A 20,678-nucleotide genomic window follows, 5' to 3' on the forward strand; every position below is an offset into this window, starting at 1 on the left:
GTGACAAGACGCAAGGTTGCGGGGAATCTTGCCTGGATGCTGGTCGAGCGCGGCCTCCAGGTAGCAGGCGGCATCGGCATCGTGGCAATGCTGGCGCGCGGCATGGGACTGGAAGGCTTCGCGCACTTCCAATATGCGCAGGCGGTCGTCTATATTGCCGCCTCGTTCGTGCTGATCTGCGGCAGCGAGGTCATCGTCCCCAGGCTCGTCGCCGATCCCGACCCCACTGCGCAGCACCGACTGCTGACGCACGGCTTTGGCTTGCGCTTCGCTGCCGGCGTGCTCGCCTACCTGCTGATCGGCGGGTTCCTGCTGGCTTCCCGCCAGGGCCCCGAGTTCTGGGTGCCGTCCATGATCCTCGGCCTGGCCGTGTTGCTGCGCGAACCGTTCGGCATCGTGACGGCCTGGATGCAGGCACATACACGGACACGACCAAATGCGCTCTTCAGCCTGACCTCGCTAGCGGTCAAGGCCGGCTGCGTGGCGCTGCTCTTCTGGCTCGGGGTACAAAGCGTCCCCGCCTATGCCGCAGCCATTGTGCTTGAAACCGTCCTGGCATCGGCACTGCTGGGTCTCTACTACCTGCGCCGCGCGCCGCGCGCCCGCGTCGCCATGGATACGATGCTGGTCCGGGAGCTGCTCGGCAATGGCGCCCTCTTCTGGATAAGCTTTGTGCTGATGATGGGCTCCCGCCGTATCGACCAACTGCTGCTCAAGCCGCTGGTACCGCTTGGGGAATTTGGCGCCTACGCGGCGTCGATGCAGATCCTGGACAATTATGTGGTGGTTGCCACCATCCTCTGCGCAGGCATCGCGCCGGTCTATGTATATGCGCAACCCTCATTGGGCCAGGCGCGGCGCAACATCCTGAAGATTGCCGCCGGCATGACGCTGGTCGGCGCAGCAGGCGCGCTGGCGATCACCTTCAGTGCCGACTGGATCGTCCACCTGCTCTATGGCGAGGCGTTTGCCTCGGCCGCCAGCCTGCTGCAGCTGGCAGCCCTGGCATCCATGCTGATCTTTGCCGATGTTGCACTGACTCTCCTGCCCATTTACTTGCGCCGGCCCTACCTGGTGGCCATTAAATGGGGGATGGTGTTTGCCGTCACCATTGCCATCGATGTCATCGCCATACCGAAATTTGGCGCGTACGGCGCGATTCTCGGGTATGCCGTCGCCAACCTGTTGTCGGTCTTGTTCGGTATCGCTGTCTGGCTGCGCGAAGGACGCCGTGCTGCGGCAACGCGGGAGGTCAACGCATGAAGGTAGGCCGCAATATCTGCTTTCTGACAGGGACGCTCAACGCCATGGCCGGCGCTGAGCGAATGACGGCCACCGTCGCCAATGCGCTCGCGGAACTCGGCCACACTGTCACCATCCTGAGCCTGTTCGATGCGGGCAGCTGTTTTGCGCTGCACCCGAGCATCCACCATGAGGCACTGTTCGCGCAACGCCCCTCCTTCAAGCGGGCGTATCTCGCTACCGTCGCCGGCATTCGACGTCATTGCCTTGTGCGAAACATCGACGTGCTGGTACAGGTCGACACCATGCTGGCGCTGTTCGTTCTGCCCGCGACCATTGGCCTTGGCATGCAGCATATCGCCTGGGAGCATTGCCACTTCGACCAGGACCTCGGCAAGGCCGCGCGCCGGGGCGCCCGGCGTCTGGCCGCACGATGGTGCGACCAGGTCGTGGTCCTCACGGAACGGGATCGCCAGCGGTGGATCGAAGCCCTGCGGCCGCGCAGCGAAGTCGTCTGCATCCCGAATCCGCTCCCTTTCCCCATGCCAGCCATCCCCGCGCCGCGCCTGGGGAAGCAGGTTCTGGCCATGGGACGACTGGTCGCGGCAAAGGGCTTCGATGTACTGCTGCGTGCCTGGCAGAGGGTGTCAACCCAGGTACCGGAATGGGAACTGGTCATCCACGGAGAAGGGGAAGAGCGCGATGCACTCACCGCATTGGTCGACCAGCTCGGATTGGGCGGCCGCGTCAGGCTGCCGGGCATCGCCCATGACGCGACACTTGCCTATGCGCAGGCCTCGGCCTTCTGCCTGAGCTCGCGCTATGAAGGCTTTGGGCTGGTGCTAATCGAAGCCATGGCCTTTGGCCTGCCGATCGTATCGACCGATTGCGAGACTGGACCGCGCGAACTGCTCACACCCGGGCAGGACGCACTGGTCGTACCGACCGATGACGCGGATGCGCTCGCCAATGCGCTGCTGCGCGTGATCAGGCAGCCGGAAGAAGCCAGCCGCCTCGGCGCGGAGGCCCGGCAGAAGGCCAAGGCCTTCGCCCTGGACCAGGTTGGCCGCCGCTGGGATGCGCTTGTGAGCGCTCCGTCCGAAGCACCGGGAACACGGGGAACGCCGCCGTCGCGGCCGGCCACCTGAAGATGCGTGTTGTCGCGCCGCGCCCGGTGAACTCAGGTGCCGAGCGCTCGCGCCAGCGCCGCCAGCGTCCGGGTCGTGGCTCCCCGGTGCAGGCCCGCGAAGGTGCGCGCATGGGCACGCATATCGGCCAGCCGGGCAGGATCGGACAGTACTCTTGATGCCGTCCCGATAAGGTCGTCGGCATCGGCCACGCGCAGGCAGCCCCCGGCAGCTATGGCATCGTTGGTCGCCTGCGCGAAGTTGAAGGTATGCGGCCCAACCAGTACCGGCGTCCCGACCGTGCATGACTCGATCAGGTTCTGCCCGCCGAGCGGTATCAGGCTTCCTCCGATGAAAGCAAGGTCGGAAGCCGCGAAGTACATCGCCATCTCCCCCATCGAATCGCCCAGCACCACGTCAGCCGTGATCGGAGCAGACAGATGATCGATATCCATCGCACTGCGGCGCTGCACGGTGAAACCGGCGCGCGCGACCATTGCCGCCACTTCATCGAACCGCTGCGGGTGCCGCGGCACCAGCAGCAAGGCTGGCCTGGGCACCTCCCCGCCCACCCGCTGCCAACGCGAAAACGCATCCAGCAGCATCGGCTCCTCGCCTTCCCGGGTACTGGCAGCGGCCAGCACGGCGCGTTCGCCGAATGCCTGCCGCAAGTGCCCGCCGCGCTCCACGCTGGCGGGGGCCGGCTGCATGTCGAACTTCAGGTTGCCCGTGATCTGCACCGCCTCCACGCCCAGGGCATTGAAACGTTCGGCATCGCCAGCGGTTTGTGCCAGCACGCCGGCAAAGTCACTGTACATCGCCGCCGCCACGCGGCCAAAGCGGGCGGTACGTCGGTAGCTGCGCGGCGACAGCCGTGCATTGACCAGGAACAGCGGCACGCCAGCCCGACGCGCACCGCGCACCAGGTTGGGCCAGACCTCGGTTTCCATCAGCATGCCGGCAGCCGGGTGGAAATAGCGCAGGAACCGGCTCACCAGCCAAGGCAGGTCATAAGGCAGGTAGCACTGCAGGACGCGCGGTTCTTTGCCGAACAGTTGCGCTCCGGTCTGACGGCCGGTCGGCGTCATATGTGTCAGCAGCAGGCGATGGCTGGGATAGGCTGCCAGTAGCGCTTCGATCAGCGGCTGCGCGGCCCGCGTTTCGCCGACCGAAACCGCGTGCACCCACAGCCACGGCCCGTTCGCCGGCAAATGGCCGTAACGGCCCAGCCGCTCCCCGACATGCTCAAGGTACCCGGGCTCCTTGCGTGCGCGCCAGACAAGACGCAGCAGTGCAACCGGCAGCGCCACCAGCCACAACAGGCTATACAGGACACGCAGCATCAGCGGCCCACCCCGCGTACGCGGCGGGCCGCTTCAATAACGTCTTCGACTGACGGCACGACGCCATGGTCCCCCACGTTGGCAATACGGTCCGACCAGTAGCCTTCGGTCTTCCAGCGCCATGTCGCGGTGTAGATCTCCACGGTGGGCCGGCACAGCGCCGCGGCAATATGGACGAGCCCGGTATCGATGCCAATGACAACTTCGGCGCGATTGATCAGGCCAAATCCCTGCATCACTGAGAAGCGCGGCAACACCTGGGCCTGCGGCACTCCCGCCGCAATCTCTTCCGCGGCGCGACGTTCGGCATCGTTGCCCCACGGCAGCAGCATGACCAGGCCGTCTTCCAGCAACTGGCGCCCGAGCGTGTGCCAGTTCGACACCGGCCACTTCTTCTTCGCGCCGGCCGTCGCGTGGAAACATGCGGCATAGCGCGGGGGCAGGCCGTCCCAGATCGGATCATCCACATGCAGCGTCTGAGCGGCGGCGCCGAAGAACTGCGGCGGCTCGACCGGCCCGACGCCGGTAAGCGCCGCGCCCAGCAAGCGCGAGCGCTGCACCGAATGGGTCTGGCTGGGCACGCGCACCGGCGCGGTATACAGCAGCCGCGCGGCCGGCTCATAGCCGGAACCCTTCGTGGCATTGCCAAGGCCGATGATCGGCGCACGCGGCGTACGGCTGGCCGCGCGTGCGACCACGGCGGTCTTCAGCAGGCCCTGGCTTTCGATCACCGCGTCATAGCTATCGAGGCGCAAGGTGTCGCGCAGCGCGACCACCTCATGCCAGGTGCCCGACTGGTAGAAGCGCTTGCGCCAACGCCGCAGCGCGAACGGAATGACTCGCCGCACATCAGGCAGCAGGCGCACCAGTTCGACGTAGCCCTCTTCCACCACCCAGTCGATCTCGGCCCCCGGCCAGCGTGCGCGCAGGTCATGCACCAGCGGCATATTGTGGACGACGTCACCCAAGGACGAGACCTTGATCAGCAGGATGCGCGGCCGATCCGGCATTGCAAACGGTACGGCCAGCGGCGCGGCCTGGACGACGCCAGACGCGGCCGCCGACTGCGGCACCGCCCCGCCCTCAGAACGGGAGCTGAGCATCCGGTTTCTCGGCCAGGATCACACGTTTGAATTCAGCCTGGATCCGCGCCAGCGCGGCGTCGTTGTCCGCCTCGAAGCGCATCACCACGACCGGCGTGGTATTGGACGGACGGGCAAGACCGAAGCCATCCGCATACTCGACACGCACCCCGTCGATGGTGATGACCTCGCGCGCGCCATCGAACTTGGCGTTGGCCTTGATCTTGTCCAGCAGCGTGAACGGCTCGCCCTCGGCGCACTTGAGTTGCAGTTCGGGCGTGTTGTTGGCGTTTGGCAGCACATTCAGCACGGCGCTGGGGTCGGCGTGGCGCGACAGGATTTCCAATAGCCGCGCGCCCGTGTACAGGCCATCGTCAAACCCGTACCAGCGATCCTTGAAGAATACGTGCCCGCTCATCTCGCCGGCGATCGGCGCACCAGTCTCCTTGAGCTTCGCCTTCACCAGCGAATGGCCGGTCTTCCACATCAGCGGTTCGCCGCCATGCTGGCGAATCCATGGCGCCAGCTTGCCCGTGCACTTGACGTCGTAGATCACCTGCGCGCCCGGATTGCGCGCAAGGATCTCTTCGGCAAACAGCATCAGCTGGCGGTCCGGGAAAATCACCTGCCCGTCCTTGGTCACGACGCCCAGGCGGTCGCCGTCGCCGTCAAAGGCCAGGCCCAGTTCGCGGTCGGTTTCGCGCAGGCACTTCATCAGGTCCTGCAGATTCTCCACATGGGCGGGGTCCGGATGATGGTTCGGGAAATTTCCGTCGACCTCGCAGAACAGCTCGGTCACTTCGCAACCCAGCCCGCGGAACAGATCGCCCACGAAGGCACCGGCCACGCCGTTGCCTGCATCCAGCGCAATCTTCATGGAACGGGTCAGCTTGACATCGCCAAGAATGCGGTCGAGGTACTTCTGACGCACATCGACCTCACGGTAGCCGCCAGCGCCACTTACAAAATTGCCAGCTTCGATCCGCTGGTGCAGCCCCTTGATCTGCTCTCCATAGATGGCCTTGCCCGCCAGGACCATCTTGAAGCCGTTGTAATCCGGCGGGTTGTGGCTGCCGGTGACCATGATGCCCGAAGTGGCGCTTACGCCATCGAGCTCGATGTTGGTGCCAAAGTAGACCATCGGCGTGGCAACCATGCCCAGGTCGATCACATCCATGCCGGCGGCGCGCAGGCCTTCGATCAGGCCACTGATGAGGTCCGGGCCGGAGAGGCGGCCGTCGCGGCCTACAACAACTGCCTTCTCGCCGGCTTCCGCCGCGGCAGAACCGAATGAGAGGCCGATCTGGCGGGCCACATCCCTGGTAAGCGTCTTACCGACGATGCCGCGGATGTCATAGGCTTTGAAGATGGAGGGATCGATTTGCATGCGATGTCCTGACCTGATTTGGAATTGGCTGTGCACCACACTTGGACTTCCGGAGAAGAGTGGCGTCAAAGGTCGTATTTTGCCGGATTGCGGCACTGGCGGCAGTTATAATCGCTTTTCGATACATGTTTAGGCTGGCATTCGGCATTTTTCGTCGAGTTCAGCGGTGCGCATTCAGGAAGCCGTGACCCGATCCAGACTTGCTCCGGCCCGCGCCGCAGAATTTGACGGCAGCCGCTCGCCATGCGTCGTCCTGAGCATTTCCAGTAGCGGGGATCGGGCGCCAACTACGACGCTGGCTATCACAGGTCATCACCAGCCCTCGCCCAAGGACTAGATCCAAGTCCGTTTCAATGATCCAGCCGTTGCCCACGCCACCGACCAGCCCTCGCATCGCCTACCTGATCACGAACTCCGAGATCGGTGGGGCACAGGCGCACGTAGCGGACCTGTTGCGGGCCATGCACGGGCGAGCCGAAGTGGTGGTGCTGGCGGGAGGAGACGGCCCGCTGTTTGACGCAGCCAGGCAAGCCGGCGTACGAACAATACGCCTGCCGCTGCTGGACAACGCGCTGTCGCCGATGCGCGCAATCGCCACCTTGCGCCAGTTGATGCAGGCCCTGCGCGACATCGCCCCCGACCTGATCCACGCCCACAGCGCCAAGGCCGGCGCGCTGGGCAGGCTGGCTGGCTGGCAGCTTGGCATCCCGGTGGTCTACACCGTGCACGGTTTCGGCTTCAAAGCCGCTGCGCCCGTCCGGCAGCGCCTGGCCTCCCGGATCGCCGAATGGCTGCTGGCTCCGCTGACCTCCCGCCTGATTTGCGTAGCCGAAGCCGAACGGGCCATGTCGGAGTCTTTGCCCATTCCATCGACGCGTGTAACTGTCGTCCGCAATGGCATTCCAGACACCAGCGCCCTGGCCACCCCGGCCTGCGACATGCGACGCATCGTGATGGTGGCCCGCTTCGCCATCCCCAAGCGACATGACCTGCTGGTGCGCGCCTTCGCCCAGGCGAACCTGCCCGATTGCGAACTCGCGCTCGCCGGGGAGGGCCCCCGGCTTGCCGCCACGCAGCAGCTGGCCGAGGCACTGGCCCCAGGCCGCATCAGCTTCCCGGGCAACGTGCAAGACATCCCCGCGCTGCTTGCCTCCGCCCAGGCGTTTGCACTGATCTCAGACCATGAAGGCTTCCCGCTTTCCGTACTCGAAGCCATGCGCGCCGGGCTGCCGGTCATCGCGAGCGACCTGCCCGGCATCCGCGAGCAACTCGACGACGGCCGCTGCGGCCTGCTGATCGCCGGCAACAATATCGATGCCCTGACGCAAGCCCTCATTCAACTGGCCGATGATCCCGCCCGGCGAACCACCCTTGGCCAGACTGCCCGCGACCGCTGGGAACAATATTTCGGACTAGAACGCATGGCTCAAGCCACGTGGTCGGTGTATCAACACGCCCTGTCCAGCGGCAATCGCGACTCCCGCCTGCTGGCAAGATGACAATGCTGAAGACTAACAGCCTGCAACGCCCGGCGCTCGCCACCCGCGCCGCCGGCTCCGAAACCATCCGCCGTGCCAGCCGCATGCTGGCCTGGGCCCTGCTTGGCCTGCTTCTGTTCGGCCTGAACACCATCCTGGCCGAACTGGCTCACAACGCAGGCATCGTCACCCACGTGTTCACGCGCACGCTGCTGTGGTCGGTGGTGCCTTATCTGTTTGCCTTCGTGCTATTGCATCGCTCGCTCCACCTGCCCGCGATGGAAGGCAACAGCCTGGTCGGGCTGGCCGCAACCTTCCCATTTGTCGCGCTACTGTTCGTCTTTGCCTCGTTTCATATCGAGTACTCCCGTGGCGCACTGCTGCTGGGCTATGTGACAACGCTGGTGTGGATCTGGATCGGTTATCGCCGCTACGTGCAAAACTACGTGCCACTGTTTGGCTACGCGGATCCCCAAACGCTGGAACAGCTCGAAGCCATCATAACGATGCCCGGAGCCGCGCCGCCATCGCCCACGCGCTTCGAACAGATCGGCTCGCTGGAAGACGCCAGGCACTGCGACGGCCTGATGGTCGACCGCAGTACCACGGCTGACCCCGAACGCACCCGCCAACTTGCGCAGTACAAGCTCAGTCACGTGCGCATGTACTCGGTCGAGCGCGTTGGCGAAATGCTGACCGGCCGAGTCGGCCTTGCGCATATCGACGAGAACTTCTTTGACGACTATGCGGCGCACTATCTCTATGGCTACCTCAAGCGCGCCATTGATATTCTGGCCGTCGTCTGCCTGGCACCATTGGCCGTGCCAATCGGTCTTGCCGTGGCCTTCGTGATCCGGCTTGAAACGCCGGGCGGCGCCATCTTTCGCCAGGAGCGAGTGGGCCTATTCGGCAAGCCGTTCATCATGCTGAAGTTCCGCAGCATGGGCGTGGACGCCAACGCCATGGCGCAATTCGCCGCACGCCGCGACCCGCGTGTCACCAAGGTTGGCCGCATCATCCGCAAGTACCGGCTCGACGAGGTTCCGCAGCTCTGGAACGTGTTGGCCGGCCATATGAGTCTGATCGGCCCGAGGCCGGAGCAGGCACCGATGGTGGAGGAGTTTTCGGAAACGATTTCCTATTATCCGTACCGACATCTCGTGCGACCCGGACTATCGGGATGGGCGCAAGTACAACAGGGCTACGTCGGCACGCTCGAGGAGACTGTCACCAAGCTCAGCTACGACCTTTACTATGTAAAGCACTGTTCATTTGCGCTGGACCTGCTGATTGCAGTCAAGACAGTGCGCACGCTGCTGACTGGATATGGGGCGCGCTGATGGGACCCACCCATGTCGAGGCAGGCGTGCCGATGCGGATTCTGCTGGTCACGACTGGCCTGAAGGTGGGTGGCGCCGAACACCAGGTGGTGGCACTTGCACGCACCTTCCTGGCGCTGGGGAATGCCGTGGCGATCCTGAGCCTGTCGTCGGGTCGAGAGATCGAGGTGCCCAACGGCGCCCACGTGGTCGAACTCAATATGCGCAAGACGCCCACGGGCATGGCCCGCGCGCTCTGGCAGGCGCGTGCGCTGGTCAGGTCGTGGCAGCCTGATGTGATCCACGCCCACATGGTGCACGCCAACCTGTTCGCCCGTGCACTGACCCGTCTCGTGCGTTGCCCGCCGCTGGTCTGCACGGCACACAGCTTTCGCGAAGGCGGCCGCCTGCGCATGCTGGCGTACAGGTTCACCGATCGATGGACCAGTCTGACCACCCACGTCAGCCGCGACGGCCGGGACGGCATGATCGCGGCCGGTGGGGTGTCCGATAAACGCATCGTCGTGATGCCCAATGGGATCGATATCGACCGTTTTCGTCCGGATCCCGCATTGCGCGCCGCCACACGCGAGCGCCTGGGCGTCACCGCGGATACGCAACTGGTTCTCAATGTCGGGCGCCTTGTGCCGGAGAAGGCGCAGGACTTGCTGATCCGCGCGTTCGCGCACATAGATGCCATGCCCAGCGCGCGGCTGATGATCGCCGGCGGGGGGCCGTTGCAGCAGGCGCTGAGCGGTCAGATTGCCGCACTGGGGCTGGCATCGAGGGCCACGCTGCTCGGTCCGCGCGATGACGTCCCTGCCTTGCTCAACGCGGCCGACCTGTTCGTGCTGTCGTCGAATATCGAGGGACTGCCGATGGTCCTGGTGGAAGCGCTGGCATGCGGCTGCCCAGTCGTGGCCGCCGACGCACCTGGCGTGGGCGAGGTCTTGTACGACCAGGGGACCATCGTGCCGCGCGGCAAAGCCGATGCCCTCGGCAGCGCCATGTCGGACTCCTTGCGCGAGGGCCGCGGCACGCCAGCACAAGTAGCCGCACGACGCGAACGTGTGCAGAGCGCCTTCTCGATCGAGGCCGTCGCACGACGCTGGCTGCGGCTCTACGCAAGCGTGGCAGACACGGAACCCGTTGTCCACGCGGAGGTCGCCTGATGCGCAGCGCGTCGCGAGCAATCTGCTGAGGATGCTGGCCGAACGCGGCTTCCGGATCGGTATCGGCACGGCGGCCAGGCAGGTTCGCCTCCAGGGTCCCGACTACTGGATCGAAGTCGTCGGCAATCCCATGCTCTTCGCATTCCGGCCCTGGGCACAACTGATCGGCCGCCCGTTCCGTCAACCGGCTGCATTGGCGCGATATATTCGCCCTCGCGCCTGCACTAGCTGCCCCGCGAATTGGAATACAGCGTGCACACGAACCCATGTCTGGCTCATTTGTTACCGGCAGACCTTTGTACCAAACACCCGAAAGTGCCCCGGGAATACCCCTCTATACCGTAAAGCCAGGATGTGGGAATTTGTTACCATCTGTTGCGGTCTACGTTTGAACATTCAGGATAGAATGCATAAATCATGCCCTACTGAACAGCACAAATGGCATCCGAAAATCTAAACGTTTCCCGAGACGGGTGGCGCCCCTCTTCTTCCGCAATCAAGCAGATTATTTGCACAGGGGTGATAGGCGGTTTATGTGGACTCGCCATATTTCACTTTACCCCCCCGCGCTGGACCGCCAAGATGACCGTCCAGGTTGGACAGATATCCAATCCTGATGGGAACAGTGTTTCCAGTCGTTTGATCGAAAATCAGCTGACGGCGGCAGACCGCTACAACCTGCCGTCGTCTCGCTTGAAAGTGCTGAATGAGATGGGGCTGCCACCGGCGGACACCGACGACAAGGCTTCCAGGCTGATCTTCAATTCCTTGTTGGGAACTCCGGCAAAAAGCCCGAACTTGTTGACTCTGCAAGTTACGGCTTATTCGCGTCAGCAGGCCATGACCGCCCTCGAGACGTCGTTCAAGCTGCTTGCCACGGAGCATCGCAAGCTATTTGACCCGGCAATTGGCAGAATGAATGGGGATCTTTCCGCCATTTCCGACAAACTCAAATCGGCGGAAAGAGATTATACCAATAGCTTTGCGTGGCTTGAATCGAATGCCAAGCAATCCAATGATGCTAATGGCCGCACGCGGGAATTGCAACTCACCAATATGACGATGCTTGCTGACAAGCAGGTTATCGAATTAAGACAACGCAGCTCGCAGTTGCAAGACGCACTGGATCCCACACGCAGCTTTCCGACAAGGATTTTGGGCGATATTTTCGCTCCGATGCGCCCCAGCACGCCAGGCTGGCTGACATATTTTGCAGGTGGAATCGTCTTCGGCATCGCGCTCGGGAGCCTTGTCATTGTGGCAAGAAAGACGACCCGTAACTAACTAGAAAAATGCGGCCGCATGCGCGGCCGACTTCGGAATGTTCAGAACAAGTCGGAATCCCGACTCTGAGCATGTAGCCCGGGGCCAGGATCAGATGGCTAGGTCCGGGCCTCCTTCACACCAGCACTGTGTTTGCAGCGCTGCCCTCTGCCCGCTGCTCGTACCCGTGGACGTGTCGTCCAAGAATTTCCTTGATCATCTTCTCGTCGTTGCGCTCTGCTGCCAGCCGTATCATTGCCAGCTCCGGTGCAAACTCCGGCCACGGCACGTAGTCTTCGCGCGCCTTCATGATCCGCTCGTGAGCAGTACCCTCCGGATTGTCGCCGATCAGCAGCTCCTCATAGAGCTTCTCGCCAGGGCGCAGGCCGGTTATTCGAATCTCGATGTCGCCATCCGGATTGTGATCATCTCGCACCGTCAGGCCGGAGAGTTGGATGATGCGTTTGGCCAGGTCCATGATTTTGACCGGCTGCCCCATATCGAGCACGAACACCTCGCCGCCATGCGCCATAGCGCCCGCCTGCAGCACCAGCTGAGCCGCCTCGGGGATGGTCATAAAGTAGCGAGTCACCTTCTCGTGGGTCAGCGTCAAGGGCCCGCCCTCCAGCACCTGGCGCCGGAACAACGGCACCACGCTGCCACTGCTGCCTAACACGTTGCCAAAGCGAACCATTGCAAAAACCGTGCGGTTGCGGACTTCCCCCCCTACCTGGCCATCCATCAGCCCGAAATCGACGGTCTGGCTGGCAGCCATTGCCTGCAACACCAGTTCTGCCATCCGCTTGGTGGCGCCCATCACGTTGGTCGGGCGAACTGCCTTGTCAGTCGAGACCAGCACAAACGATTCGGCGGCGCCTTCCATGGCAGCGCGCGCCGTGTTGAGCGTTCCGAATATGTTGTTCAGCACGCCTTCCGACGGATTGTCCTCCACCAACGGCACGTGCTTGTAGGCGGCGGCATGGAAGACGGTCGCGGGGTGATAGAGCCTGCAAATTTCGCGCAGCCGACCAAGGTTGCCCACGCTACCGAGCAGCGGCACCACTTCCACTGAAAGCCCATGCTCGGCGCGCAAACCCTCAAGCTCGCGATGCACGGTATAGAGACCAAATTCGTTGTGCTCCACCAGCAAGAGTTGGCTCGGCTTTTCCAGCAGAATCTGGCGGCAGAGCTCGCTGCCGATGCTGCCGCCCGCGCCGGTCACCAGCACCGTCTTGCCGGCGAGATTGCGGGCTAGCAGGTCGGAATCAGGCGGCACGGGCGCACGTCCGAGCAAGTCCTCAATATCCAGCTCCTGGAAGTCATGGACAGTGACGCGTCCCGACGCCAGATCCACCATGCCCGGCAATGTGCGGATGTGCACGGGGAACTCTCGCAGTTTTGCGATGATCGCGTTACGTCGCGAGCGGTCCAGCGAGGGGATGGCAAGCAGAATGTCCGTGATGCCCAGGCGATCGATGACTTCGGGCACATCCTCCGGACAGAAAATGTCGACGCCGTTGATATGGCCACCGACCTTGGTTCGGTCATCGTCGACGAAGCCCAGCAATACAAACTGCCGCACCGCACCGAGCGCCGATGCGGTCTGTACCCCGGCCTCACCCGCGCCGTAGATAAGCAATCGGCCTTCGGCATGCCTGGACCGGCCCGACCATCCCGCCAGCCAGAACTTGGCAACGGCCCGGCTGGAGCCGACCAGTAGGAAGAACAGCATCGGCTGGATCAGACCCACGCTGCGGGGCACGCCGTCCAGCTTCAGCAGCAGGAGCAAGCAGAAGAACGTCACACCATAGATGCCGACCGCCTTTGCGGTGTTGGCCAGCGCCGCCATACCGGTATAGCGAAAGATCGCCCGATACAGGCCAAAATGGACAAAAAGCGGAAAAGCCAAGAATGGGGCCAGCAGATAGACATACTTCTGCTGGTATAGCGGCAGGCCTGACTGATCCATCCGCAAGTAGAAGGAAGCCCATACCGCGACCAGCGAAAGCACCAGATCCAGCGTCACGACCACGAGACGCTTGATTGGACGCCTCAATGTCAACAACGGTTGTGTGAATTGATTGCTCATAATTCCGTTAAAGCAAGCGTAGTGCCGCGGGCCACTGCTCGAATGGTTCTGTCCGCAGCCGATGCAGCAACAAGTAGCAAAGAGAAAGGCACGGGTCATGCATCCCCTTGAACGCTGCCGTCCCTAGAGATTCCACCTGTCTACGGGGTCACAAACTGCCGGCGGACCTCAGCCCACATCAGCCTTTATCGCACCAGGCTCTTGATAGTCGAAACGATCACCCACAGATCTCCGAAGAACGTCCGCCCCTGTACGTACTTTACGTAGTAGCCGAGCTTGATGGGGAGGACTTCGGTAATGTAGGCCTGCTGGGGATCCTTGGCTGCACCGAGGATTTCGTTTTCGTCCTTGAACTCGATCGACGCCCAGTCCGTAATACCCGGCCTTACGGACAGCACGATATCGCGCACATCCGCGGGATAGCATTCCACGTACCGGGGTACCTCGGGCCTGGGGCCAACCAGGCTCATGTCCCCGACGACGACATCAATCAGTTGCGGCAGTTCGTCCAGCTTGTATTTCCGCAACACCACGCCGACCCGGGTGACACGCTTGTCCGCGCCAATCGTGATCTGCAGGCCCTTACGCTCGGCGTCCGTCACCATGGTCCGGAACTTGTGGATGCGGAACAGCTTGCCGAACCGCCCTACGCGTTCCTGCCGAAAGAAAACCGGCCCTGGCGATTCCAGCTTGATGATCAGGGCCAGAGCCGCCAGCAAGGGCGCCAGCACAAGGAGGCCGGCGGCGCTGGCGATCAGATCGAAAATCCGCTTGGCCATTAACGTAGCGCTTCCTTCACGGCGCGCACCACACGCTGGACATCGGCTTCAGTCATCCGCGTGTACAGCGGCAACGAGACCGTGTGCTCAAAGATGCGCTGGCTGGCCGGGAACATCTCCGGCGTCAGTTTGTACGTATCGCGCCAGTACGGATGCAGATGCATCGGAATGTAGTGCACGCTGCATCCGATCCCTTGTGCAAACATGCGCTCGATGAATTGGTCGCGTCCAACCTTGACCGTATCGTCAAGCTGGATCACATACAAATGCCACGAGTGCACGTCGCCGGGCGCCGCGTGCGGAGGACGAATAATGGGCAGCTCCGCCAGTGACTCGTCGTAGAGACCGGCAATATACGCGCGCTTTTCGCGGAAAGCCTGCGCCTTCCGGAGCTGATGGATACCCATCGAGGCGGCGATATCGGTCATGTTGTATTTGAAACCCGGTGCCACGATCTCGTAGTACCAGCTTGGAGCCTTGGACGTAAACCGATCGAACGCATCGCGATTAATGCCGTGCAGACGCATCACCCGTGCACGTTTGGCCAGCTCCGGATTGCGCGTCACAAGCATGCCACCTTCGCCAGTCGTGATGGTCTTGTTCGCGTAGAAGCTGAAGACCGTAACATCGCTGTCCAGCGTGCCGATCATCTTGCCGCCGCATGTAGTGGGCAAGGCATGCGCAGCATCTTCCATCACCCGCACGCCGTGCTTGCGCGCGATGGCCAGCAGCGCTTCCATGTCCGCCGAGCGGCCCGCGAAATGCACGGGAATGATGGCCTTGGTACGCGGCGTGATGGCCCGCTCTGCTGCAGCAACATCAATGCACAACGTATTTGGATCCACGTCAACGAACACGGGGTCTGCGCCGAGATACCGAATGATTTCCGCCGATGCCGTGAACGTGTGCGTCGTAGTAATCACTTCATCGCCTGGGCCCACGCCCAGGGCTTCCAGTCCCAGGTGTAAGCCAGCCGTGGCGGAATTCACGGCAATGGCTTCAAGCCCGCCGCCAAGAAACGCTGCGAAGTCGGCCTCGAACTGCCGGGTCTTCGGGCCGGTGGTTACCCAGCCCGAACGCAATGCGTTTACCACTTCCGAAATTTCCTCTTCGCCGATATCGGGAAGAGCGAAAGGAAGAAAATCCTGCTTAGCGTCCGTCATCATTCACCCTTAGAGTCTTGCATAGCAATACGAATAGGCTTTCTCATCAGCAGCATCGGCCGAGCGCCATCCTGCCGAAATTCCGTCTGCACTTCGTAGCCATTCTTTTTGTAGAATCCGATCGCCCGCTCATTACTAGCTGCGTCCGTCGTCAGCACCACGGCTTCGGCGCCCTTGGCTCGCGCCTGCTTCTCAAAATCGCAAAGAAGGTCATTGGCCAGCCCTTTCCCCTTCTCTTCGGGCAGTATGCCGATACTTCTCAGTACGGCCGAATGATCGGGGAATTCGGGCTGCCCCCGGCCTGAAAGCATCTGACCCAGAATGCGCCGAGTCACTCTGACGGGATTCCGCAATACCGCCGGAATCAGAGCGCAAAGAAAGCGGAACAGATATTTCAATGCCAGCGTCCGATCGCCTTCCCCCCGCTTCAAGGCGCCCACGGCAAAACCCTGGAGTTGGCCGTTCTCCTCAGCGACAACAAAAACGCTACCTGGCTGGCTCAGGAACGCACGATACATGACCGTCAAAAACGGACGTCCCAACGTAGTCAGGAAAAAACCGGGAAAGGCGGCCAGGTGCACATCGACGACCTGATTCAGATCATTCGGCTCTGCCAAACGACGCATGTTGAACCATCCTCAAATAACTAACTATTTGTCACGATTTCCTTGAGCATGGAGTCTACCTGCCTTACCCCATTCTCCATACTCATTCTCTCAGTGTAGTAATCGCGCCCGCAGCGGCCCATCTCGTCCAGCTTGGCACGCGGCAAAGCAGCCATGCGAAGGACGGCCTCTGCCAGTTTTTCCGGCTGGCAAGGTTCAACCACCATACCTGCCTGCGCATCGGAAACGATTGCCGCAGCCTCGCCCTTCACAGCCATCAGGATTGGGCGTCCGGTCTTCATGTAAGCCTGGGTCTTCGAAGGAATCGTAATTTCGAAGACCCTGGCATCCGCCAGGTGCACCAGCAGTACGTCCGCCGCCGCAAGAATGCCGCTCACCTTGTCCACCGGCACCTGCGGAAAGAATTTGACATTTCCCAAGCCAAGTTCGGAAGTCTGGCGCTTCAAGGCGTCGCATTCCACCCCGGCGCCAAGGAAGACAAAGCGGATCTTGTCATTGCCATGCTGTTCAACCAGCGCCGCGGCGGAAATGACATGTGTCAATGCCTGCGCCGCCCCCATATTGCCAGCATACAGAATGTTGAAGTACGCGGGGTCCAGTAGTTGCTCGGCTGGCTCCGCCGCCGCGCCCGTACGTCCTTCATCACACCAGTTAAAGATCCGCTCGATCTTCTCTCTCGGCGTGTTCTTCGATTCCAGCGCACGACCATAACCGTCGGACAGCACCACAACGCGCGCAGCGCTCCGATAAATCAGCCCGCAAAGCCGGTCGACGAACCGCGTGAACCGCCCCTCGCGGACCATTCCAGTGGCCACCAGCGCCTCAGGCCAGAGATCCTGCACGTCGTAAACAAATGGCGTCCGCCGAAAGAGCCGCACCATCATTGCGGCAAGGCCCACCACGACCGGCGGATAGTAGGCATAGATAACATCCGCCTTCTTCGCGAAAAACAGCGCATGAACCGACGACACCACGCCAAACGAGGCATAGCTGAGCATGCGCTTCAGCGCCGATCGCCCATGGCTGATAATGGTTGGCAATCGGACAATCTTTACGCCGTCGATTTCCTCCACCTGTTTCCAGCGCAACCGGTATCCGGGAAAGATCTTCCCTCCCGGATAACTTGGAAACGTTGTAATCACCTCGACCTCGTGGCCGAGCGCTTGCAGCCGTCTTGCAAACTCCAGGCCCTTGATGGAGTTTTCAGGATCGAATAGCTGTGAAACAAACAGGATTCGCAAGACCGACTCCTATCGCTTCAGTATTTTTTCCAGACCACGCGGTTCACATAGTCCGTATAGCTATGAATGATCCGCACGACCTTGTCCGAGACGTTTGGCATGCTGTAATCGGCCACCTGGCGCAACATGCGCGTCTCGCCACGCGGCTGCGAATTCAGAATGGCCAGGCCCTGCATGACACGGTCGACTGACAGTCCTGTCATCATCACAGCGGCCTCCTCCATGCCCTCGGGACGCTCGTGCGCCTCGCGCAGGTTCAGCGCCGGGAAATTCATAATCGACGATTCCTCGTTGATCGTGCCGCTGTCAGACAGCACCGCGCGAGCCGAGCATTGCAGCTTGTTGTAATCTGTGAAGCCCAACGGCTTGAGCAATCGCACATTGGCGTGAAAATGCGCGCCCATGGCATCCACACGCTTTTGCGTACGCGGATGGGTAGAGACAATAACCGGCAGGTCATATTGCTCGGCTACAGCATTCAGCACCTCCACCAGCTTGCTGAAGTTGGCGTCGGAATCGATATTCTCTTCGCGGTGTGCACTGACTATGAAATAGCCATTTTCGCGCAGGCCGAGGCGGGCGAGCGCATCGGATCTTTCGATCCCAGGCCTATAGTACGCGAGCACTTCCGCCATCGGGCTGCCAGTCTTGATCACCATGTCCGGGGGCAAGCCCTCGCGCAACAGATACTCACGGGCAATCGAACTGTAGGTCAGATTAATGTCGGCCGTGTGGTCGACAATGCGGCGATTGGTTTCCTCCGGCACGCGCAGGTCGAAACACCGGTTACCCGCTTCCATGTGGAAGATCGGAATCTTGCGGCGCTTTGCCGGAATCACCGACAGGCAGCTGTTGGTATCGCCAAGCACGAGTAGTGCTTCCGGTCTCTCCGCGGCCAGCACTTCGTCCATCGCGATGATGATCTTGCCGATGGTCTCAGCTGCCGAACCACCGGCCGCATTGAGAAAATGGTCGGGCTTGCGAATACCGAGATCGTCAAAAAAAATCTGGTTCAGTTCATAGTCGTAGTTCTGCCCGGTATGCACGAGCAAATGTTCGCAATGCTCGTCGAGTCGCGCCAGAACCCGCGACAGGCGAATGATTTCGGGCCGGGTACCGACCACGGTCATGACTTTAAGCTTATTCATCAGCGTCGCAGGTTCAGTTCAAAGGGGACAGGCGAAAGTGTCTGGACGCTGGCGGTCGAACACCTCATTTGCCCAAAGCATCACCACCATCTCTTCCTGGCCGACATTGGTGATGTCGTGCGTCCAGCCGGGGACAGTCTCCACGATCTCCGGCTTGGTTCCGGTCGTGACCAGTTCATGTGTTTCGCCCGTCTGCATATGCCGGAACTTGAACCGGGCCTGACCCTTGATCACTAGAAACTTCTCAGTCTTCGTGTGGTGGTAGTGCCCGCCCCGCGTGATGCCCGCGTGCGCGGTGAAGAACGAGAACTGGCCACAGTCCGGTGTCTTGAGCATCTCGACGAACACGCCGCGCGGATCACCGTATTGTGGCACTTCATACGAAAACGACTCCACTGGCAGGTAGCTGACATAGGTCGCGTACAGTGCACGAACCAGGCCCGTACCGACTCGATCAATTGTGAGCGTGTCGCGGCTGTTCCGGAATCCTTGAATCCGCTCGGCCAATTCGCCCACCGTGGTGGTGTACTGCGGCGCCGCCACGGCAAAGCCCTCGGCGTCCACCTGAGCATCCGCACCGTCCATCAACTGCAGGAAACGCTCGATGACATCGTCCACGTAGACCAGGGTGACAGGCGCCGCCGGATCGTTGATCTGGATCGGAATACCACGCGCGATGTTGTGGCAGAACGTGGCCACCGCAGAGTTGTAGTTCGGCTTGCACCACTTGCCGAACAAGTTGGGCAACCGGAAAACATGCACCGGAACCTTGTGGCTGCGCGCAACTTCGAGCAGTGCCTGTTCGGCGCCACGCTTGCTCAGACCATAGGGATTGTCCCTTGCAGCCTGGGTCGACGATGCATAGATCACGGGCACCTTGCGCCCTGTTTCCCCGGCCACTGCACTGACTGCCTGCGCCAGCGCCTGCGTCAGATCCGTGTTACCAGTGACAAACTCCTGGGGATCTTGCGGCCGATTGACGCCTGCCAGGTGGAATACGAAATCCACTTCACCCAGCAACGCCGGCAGGCGTGCCGGATCATCTTCGCGCGCGAAGCAGAGTACTTCAACCTCCTTGCGCTCGGCCAGATGCAGGCGAAGATTCTTGCCGACGAAGCCATTGGCTCCGGTGATCAGTACCTTCATGACTTTATTCCTCTGCCACCGCTTGCTCGCCACGCGCAATGCGTTGCATGAAATCGAGCTTCAGCAGCAACGTCTTCATACCCTCCACATCCAGACGGGTCGTATTGTGCGAGTTGTAGTCCTGGCCATGCGTGCTTTGGGTGATGCGCTGCTCGCCCTCTTCCACAAATTTCGCATAGTTCAGGTCGCGACCATCCGGCGGCACGCGGAAATATTTGCCCATGTCTTCGGCGCAGGCCATTTCCTCGCGGCTCAGCAACGCTTCGTAGAGCTTTTCGCCGTGGCGCGTGCCGATTACGTGAACCGGATGCTCCGGCTTGCTCATAATCTCCAAGATCGCCTTGGCCAGCACCTCCACGGTGGCGGCCGGAGCCTTCTGGACAAAAATGTCGCCGTTGTTTCCGTGCTCGAAAGCATAAAGGACGAGATCGACGGCATCGGCGAGCGTCATCATATAACGCGTCATCGAAGGGTCAGTCATTGTGATCGGCTTGCCTGTGCGAACCTGATCCACAAACAACGGAATAACTGAGCCGCGCGACGCCATTACGTTGCCATAGCGTGTACCGCAAATCACCGTATCTGTGCCCTCAAGATTCCGACTGGCAGCGACCATGACCTTTTCCATCATGGCCTTACTGATGCCCATCGCATTGATCGGGTACACAGCCTTATCGGTACTCAGGCAGACAACCCGCCTCACGCCTGCGGCAATGGCGGCCTCTAGCACGTTCTCCGTACCGAGCACATTGGTCCGTACTGCCTGCATCGGGTGAAACTCGCAGGAGGGCACCTGCTTGAGTGCTGCCGCGTGAAACACGAAGTCGACACCCCGCATCGCGGCTGCAATGCTCTGATTATCACGAACATCTCCGATGTAGAACCTGAGCTTCGAATTTGCGTAGCGCTTACGCATATCGTCCTGCTTCTTTTCATCCCGGCTGAACACCCGAATCTCGGCAATCTCCGTCGAAAGGAAACGGTGCAGTATCGCATTCCCAAACGAACCGGTACCACCGGTTACAAGCAGCGTCTTTCCACGGAAATAATCCAACGATCTCGTCATTTCTGGC

The 20,678-nt window shown here is 61.5% G+C and carries 17 protein-coding genes; 6 read left to right on the forward strand and 11 right to left on the reverse strand.

Translation table 11 applies throughout. The annotated features are described in order from the left end of the window. Nucleotides 1-1,263, forward strand: coding sequence for a lipopolysaccharide biosynthesis protein (locus DN412_RS00780; protein WP_244222526.1), 1,263 nt, complete (start codon nucleotides 1-3; stop codon nucleotides 1,261-1,263). Continuing rightward, nucleotides 1,260-2,390, forward strand: coding sequence for a glycosyltransferase family 4 protein (locus tag DN412_RS00785; RefSeq protein WP_115012767.1), 1,131 nt, complete (start codon nucleotides 1,260-1,262; stop codon nucleotides 2,388-2,390). Before DN412_RS00780 ends, DN412_RS00785 begins: the two co-directional genes overlap by 4 nt. Before the next feature lie 32 nt (nucleotides 2,391-2,422). Here the strand turns inward: DN412_RS00785 and waaA are convergent, their stop codons facing one another. From waaA to DN412_RS00800, 3 genes are read right to left on the reverse strand one after another with little or no spacing between them, the layout of a single operon-like run. Further along, nucleotides 2,423-3,712, reverse strand: a complete 1,290-nt coding sequence (gene waaA, locus DN412_RS00790; protein ID WP_115012768.1) for a lipid IV(A) 3-deoxy-D-manno-octulosonic acid transferase — start codon at nucleotides 3,710-3,712, stop codon at nucleotides 2,423-2,425. Then, nucleotides 3,712-4,815, reverse strand: a complete 1,104-nt coding sequence (waaC, locus tag DN412_RS00795) for a lipopolysaccharide heptosyltransferase I (RefSeq protein ID WP_115012769.1) — start codon at nucleotides 4,813-4,815, stop codon at nucleotides 3,712-3,714. Before waaC ends, waaA begins: the two co-directional genes overlap by 1 nt. Then, complete coding sequence (locus DN412_RS00800) at nucleotides 4,796-6,181, reverse strand: phosphomannomutase/phosphoglucomutase (protein ID WP_115012770.1); 1,386 nt, start codon at nucleotides 6,179-6,181, stop codon at nucleotides 4,796-4,798. Before DN412_RS00800 ends, waaC begins: the two co-directional genes overlap by 20 nt. 353 nt (nucleotides 6,182-6,534) lie before the next feature. Between DN412_RS00800 and DN412_RS00805 the strand changes: the two genes are divergently transcribed. From DN412_RS00805 to DN412_RS00820, 4 genes are all read left to right on the forward strand, one after another. Then, nucleotides 6,535-7,680 (forward strand): glycosyltransferase family 4 protein, encoded by a 1,146-nt coding sequence (locus DN412_RS00805; RefSeq protein WP_115012771.1) that lies wholly within the window; start codon nucleotides 6,535-6,537, stop codon nucleotides 7,678-7,680. Nucleotides 7,681-7,682: 2 nt separating this feature from the next. Then, a complete protein-coding gene (locus DN412_RS00810) occupies nucleotides 7,683-8,999 on the forward strand; it encodes a sugar transferase (protein ID WP_115012772.1) in 1,317 nt (438 codons plus the stop codon). Continuing rightward, entirely contained in the window at nucleotides 8,999-10,150 is a 1,152-nt protein-coding gene (locus DN412_RS00815; RefSeq protein WP_244222527.1) for a glycosyltransferase, read from the forward strand. Before DN412_RS00810 ends, DN412_RS00815 begins: the two co-directional genes overlap by 1 nt. Before the next feature lie 582 nt (nucleotides 10,151-10,732). Next, a complete protein-coding gene (locus DN412_RS00820; protein ID WP_161563957.1) occupies nucleotides 10,733-11,434 on the forward strand; it encodes a hypothetical protein in 702 nt (233 codons plus the stop codon). Between the two features lie 115 nt (nucleotides 11,435-11,549). On the opposite strand, the gene DN412_RS00825 is transcribed toward DN412_RS00820, so the two are convergent. The 8 genes from DN412_RS00825 to DN412_RS00860 all read right to left on the reverse strand — a co-directional run bounded on the left by DN412_RS00825 (nucleotide 11,550) and on the right by DN412_RS00860 (nucleotide 20,671). Then, complete coding sequence (locus tag DN412_RS00825; protein WP_115012774.1) at nucleotides 11,550-13,502, reverse strand: polysaccharide biosynthesis protein; 1,953 nt, start codon at nucleotides 13,500-13,502, stop codon at nucleotides 11,550-11,552. Nucleotides 13,503-13,687: 185 nt separating this feature from the next. Continuing rightward, nucleotides 13,688-14,281 carry a sugar transferase gene (locus DN412_RS00830; protein ID WP_115012775.1) on the reverse strand — a complete coding sequence of 198 codons (594 nt, stop codon included), beginning with the start codon at nucleotides 14,279-14,281 and terminating at the stop codon, nucleotides 13,688-13,690. Beyond that, nucleotides 14,281-15,444, reverse strand: a complete 1,164-nt coding sequence (locus tag DN412_RS00835) for a DegT/DnrJ/EryC1/StrS family aminotransferase (RefSeq protein ID WP_115012970.1) — start codon at nucleotides 15,442-15,444, stop codon at nucleotides 14,281-14,283. The genes DN412_RS00830 and DN412_RS00835 overlap by 1 nt, the downstream gene beginning before the upstream one ends. Beyond that, the gene (locus DN412_RS00840) at nucleotides 15,444-16,070 is read right to left on the reverse strand and encodes a GNAT family N-acetyltransferase (RefSeq protein ID WP_115012776.1); all 627 of its coding nucleotides are present in this window, start codon (nucleotides 16,068-16,070) and stop codon (nucleotides 15,444-15,446) included. The genes DN412_RS00835 and DN412_RS00840 overlap by 1 nt, the downstream gene beginning before the upstream one ends. A 20-nt stretch (nucleotides 16,071-16,090) precedes the next feature. Then, nucleotides 16,091-17,311, reverse strand: coding sequence for a glycosyltransferase family 4 protein (locus tag DN412_RS00845; RefSeq protein ID WP_115012777.1), 1,221 nt, complete (start codon nucleotides 17,309-17,311; stop codon nucleotides 16,091-16,093). A gap of 17 nt (nucleotides 17,312-17,328) precedes the next feature. Further along, nucleotides 17,329-18,459, reverse strand: a complete 1,131-nt coding sequence (gene wecB / locus DN412_RS00850; protein ID WP_115012778.1) for a non-hydrolyzing UDP-N-acetylglucosamine 2-epimerase — start codon at nucleotides 18,457-18,459, stop codon at nucleotides 17,329-17,331. A gap of 18 nt (nucleotides 18,460-18,477) precedes the next feature. After that, on the reverse strand, nucleotides 18,478-19,605 hold the full coding sequence (gene wbjC / locus DN412_RS00855; protein ID WP_115012779.1) for a UDP-2-acetamido-2,6-beta-L-arabino-hexul-4-ose reductase: 1,128 nt from the start codon (nucleotides 19,603-19,605) through the stop codon (nucleotides 18,478-18,480). Nucleotides 19,606-19,609: 4 nt separating this feature from the next. After that, nucleotides 19,610-20,671 (reverse strand): polysaccharide biosynthesis protein, encoded by a 1,062-nt coding sequence (locus DN412_RS00860; protein ID WP_115012780.1) that lies wholly within the window; start codon nucleotides 20,669-20,671, stop codon nucleotides 19,610-19,612. Between the last annotated feature and the right edge of the window lie 7 nt (nucleotides 20,672-20,678).

Origin of the sequence: Cupriavidus lacunae (assembly GCF_003353055.1) — a bacterium.
Classification (GTDB): Bacteria; Pseudomonadota; Gammaproteobacteria; order Burkholderiales; family Burkholderiaceae; genus Cupriavidus; species Cupriavidus lacunae.

Excerpts from the sequence above, each read along its gene's own strand:
- DN412_RS00840 (WP_115012776.1), bottom strand. The coding sequence starts at position 16,070 with ATGCGTCGTTTGGCAGAGCCGAATGATCTGAATCAGGTCGTCGATGTG.
- DN412_RS00860 (WP_115012780.1), bottom strand. The coding sequence starts at position 20,671 with ATGACGAGATCGTTGGATTATTTCCGTGGAAAGACGCTGCTTGTAACC.
- DN412_RS00820 (WP_161563957.1), top strand. The coding sequence starts at position 10,733 with ATGACCGTCCAGGTTGGACAGATATCCAATCCTGATGGGAACAGTGTT.
- DN412_RS00830 (WP_115012775.1), bottom strand. The coding sequence starts at position 14,281 with ATGGCCAAGCGGATTTTCGATCTGATCGCCAGCGCCGCCGGCCTCCTT.
- DN412_RS00800 (WP_115012770.1), bottom strand. The coding sequence starts at position 6,181 with ATGCAAATCGATCCCTCCATCTTCAAAGCCTATGACATCCGCGGCATC.
- DN412_RS00815 (WP_244222527.1), top strand. The coding sequence starts at position 8,999 with ATGGGACCCACCCATGTCGAGGCAGGCGTGCCGATGCGGATTCTGCTG.
- wecB (WP_115012778.1), bottom strand. The coding sequence starts at position 18,459 with ATGAATAAGCTTAAAGTCATGACCGTGGTCGGTACCCGGCCCGAAATC.
- DN412_RS00810 (WP_115012772.1), top strand. The coding sequence starts at position 7,683 with ATGCTGAAGACTAACAGCCTGCAACGCCCGGCGCTCGCCACCCGCGCC.
- DN412_RS00805 (WP_115012771.1), top strand. The coding sequence starts at position 6,535 with ATGATCCAGCCGTTGCCCACGCCACCGACCAGCCCTCGCATCGCCTAC.
- DN412_RS00835 (WP_115012970.1), bottom strand. The coding sequence starts at position 15,444 with ATGACGGACGCTAAGCAGGATTTTCTTCCTTTCGCTCTTCCCGATATC.
- DN412_RS00825 (WP_115012774.1), bottom strand. The coding sequence starts at position 13,502 with ATGAGCAATCAATTCACACAACCGTTGTTGACATTGAGGCGTCCAATC.
- waaC (WP_115012769.1), bottom strand. The coding sequence starts at position 4,815 with ATGCTCAGCTCCCGTTCTGAGGGCGGGGCGGTGCCGCAGTCGGCGGCC.
- DN412_RS00785 (WP_115012767.1), top strand. The coding sequence starts at position 1,260 with ATGAAGGTAGGCCGCAATATCTGCTTTCTGACAGGGACGCTCAACGCC.
- wbjC (WP_115012779.1), bottom strand. The coding sequence starts at position 19,605 with ATGAAGGTACTGATCACCGGAGCCAATGGCTTCGTCGGCAAGAATCTT.
- waaA (WP_115012768.1), bottom strand. The coding sequence starts at position 3,712 with ATGCTGCGTGTCCTGTATAGCCTGTTGTGGCTGGTGGCGCTGCCGGTT.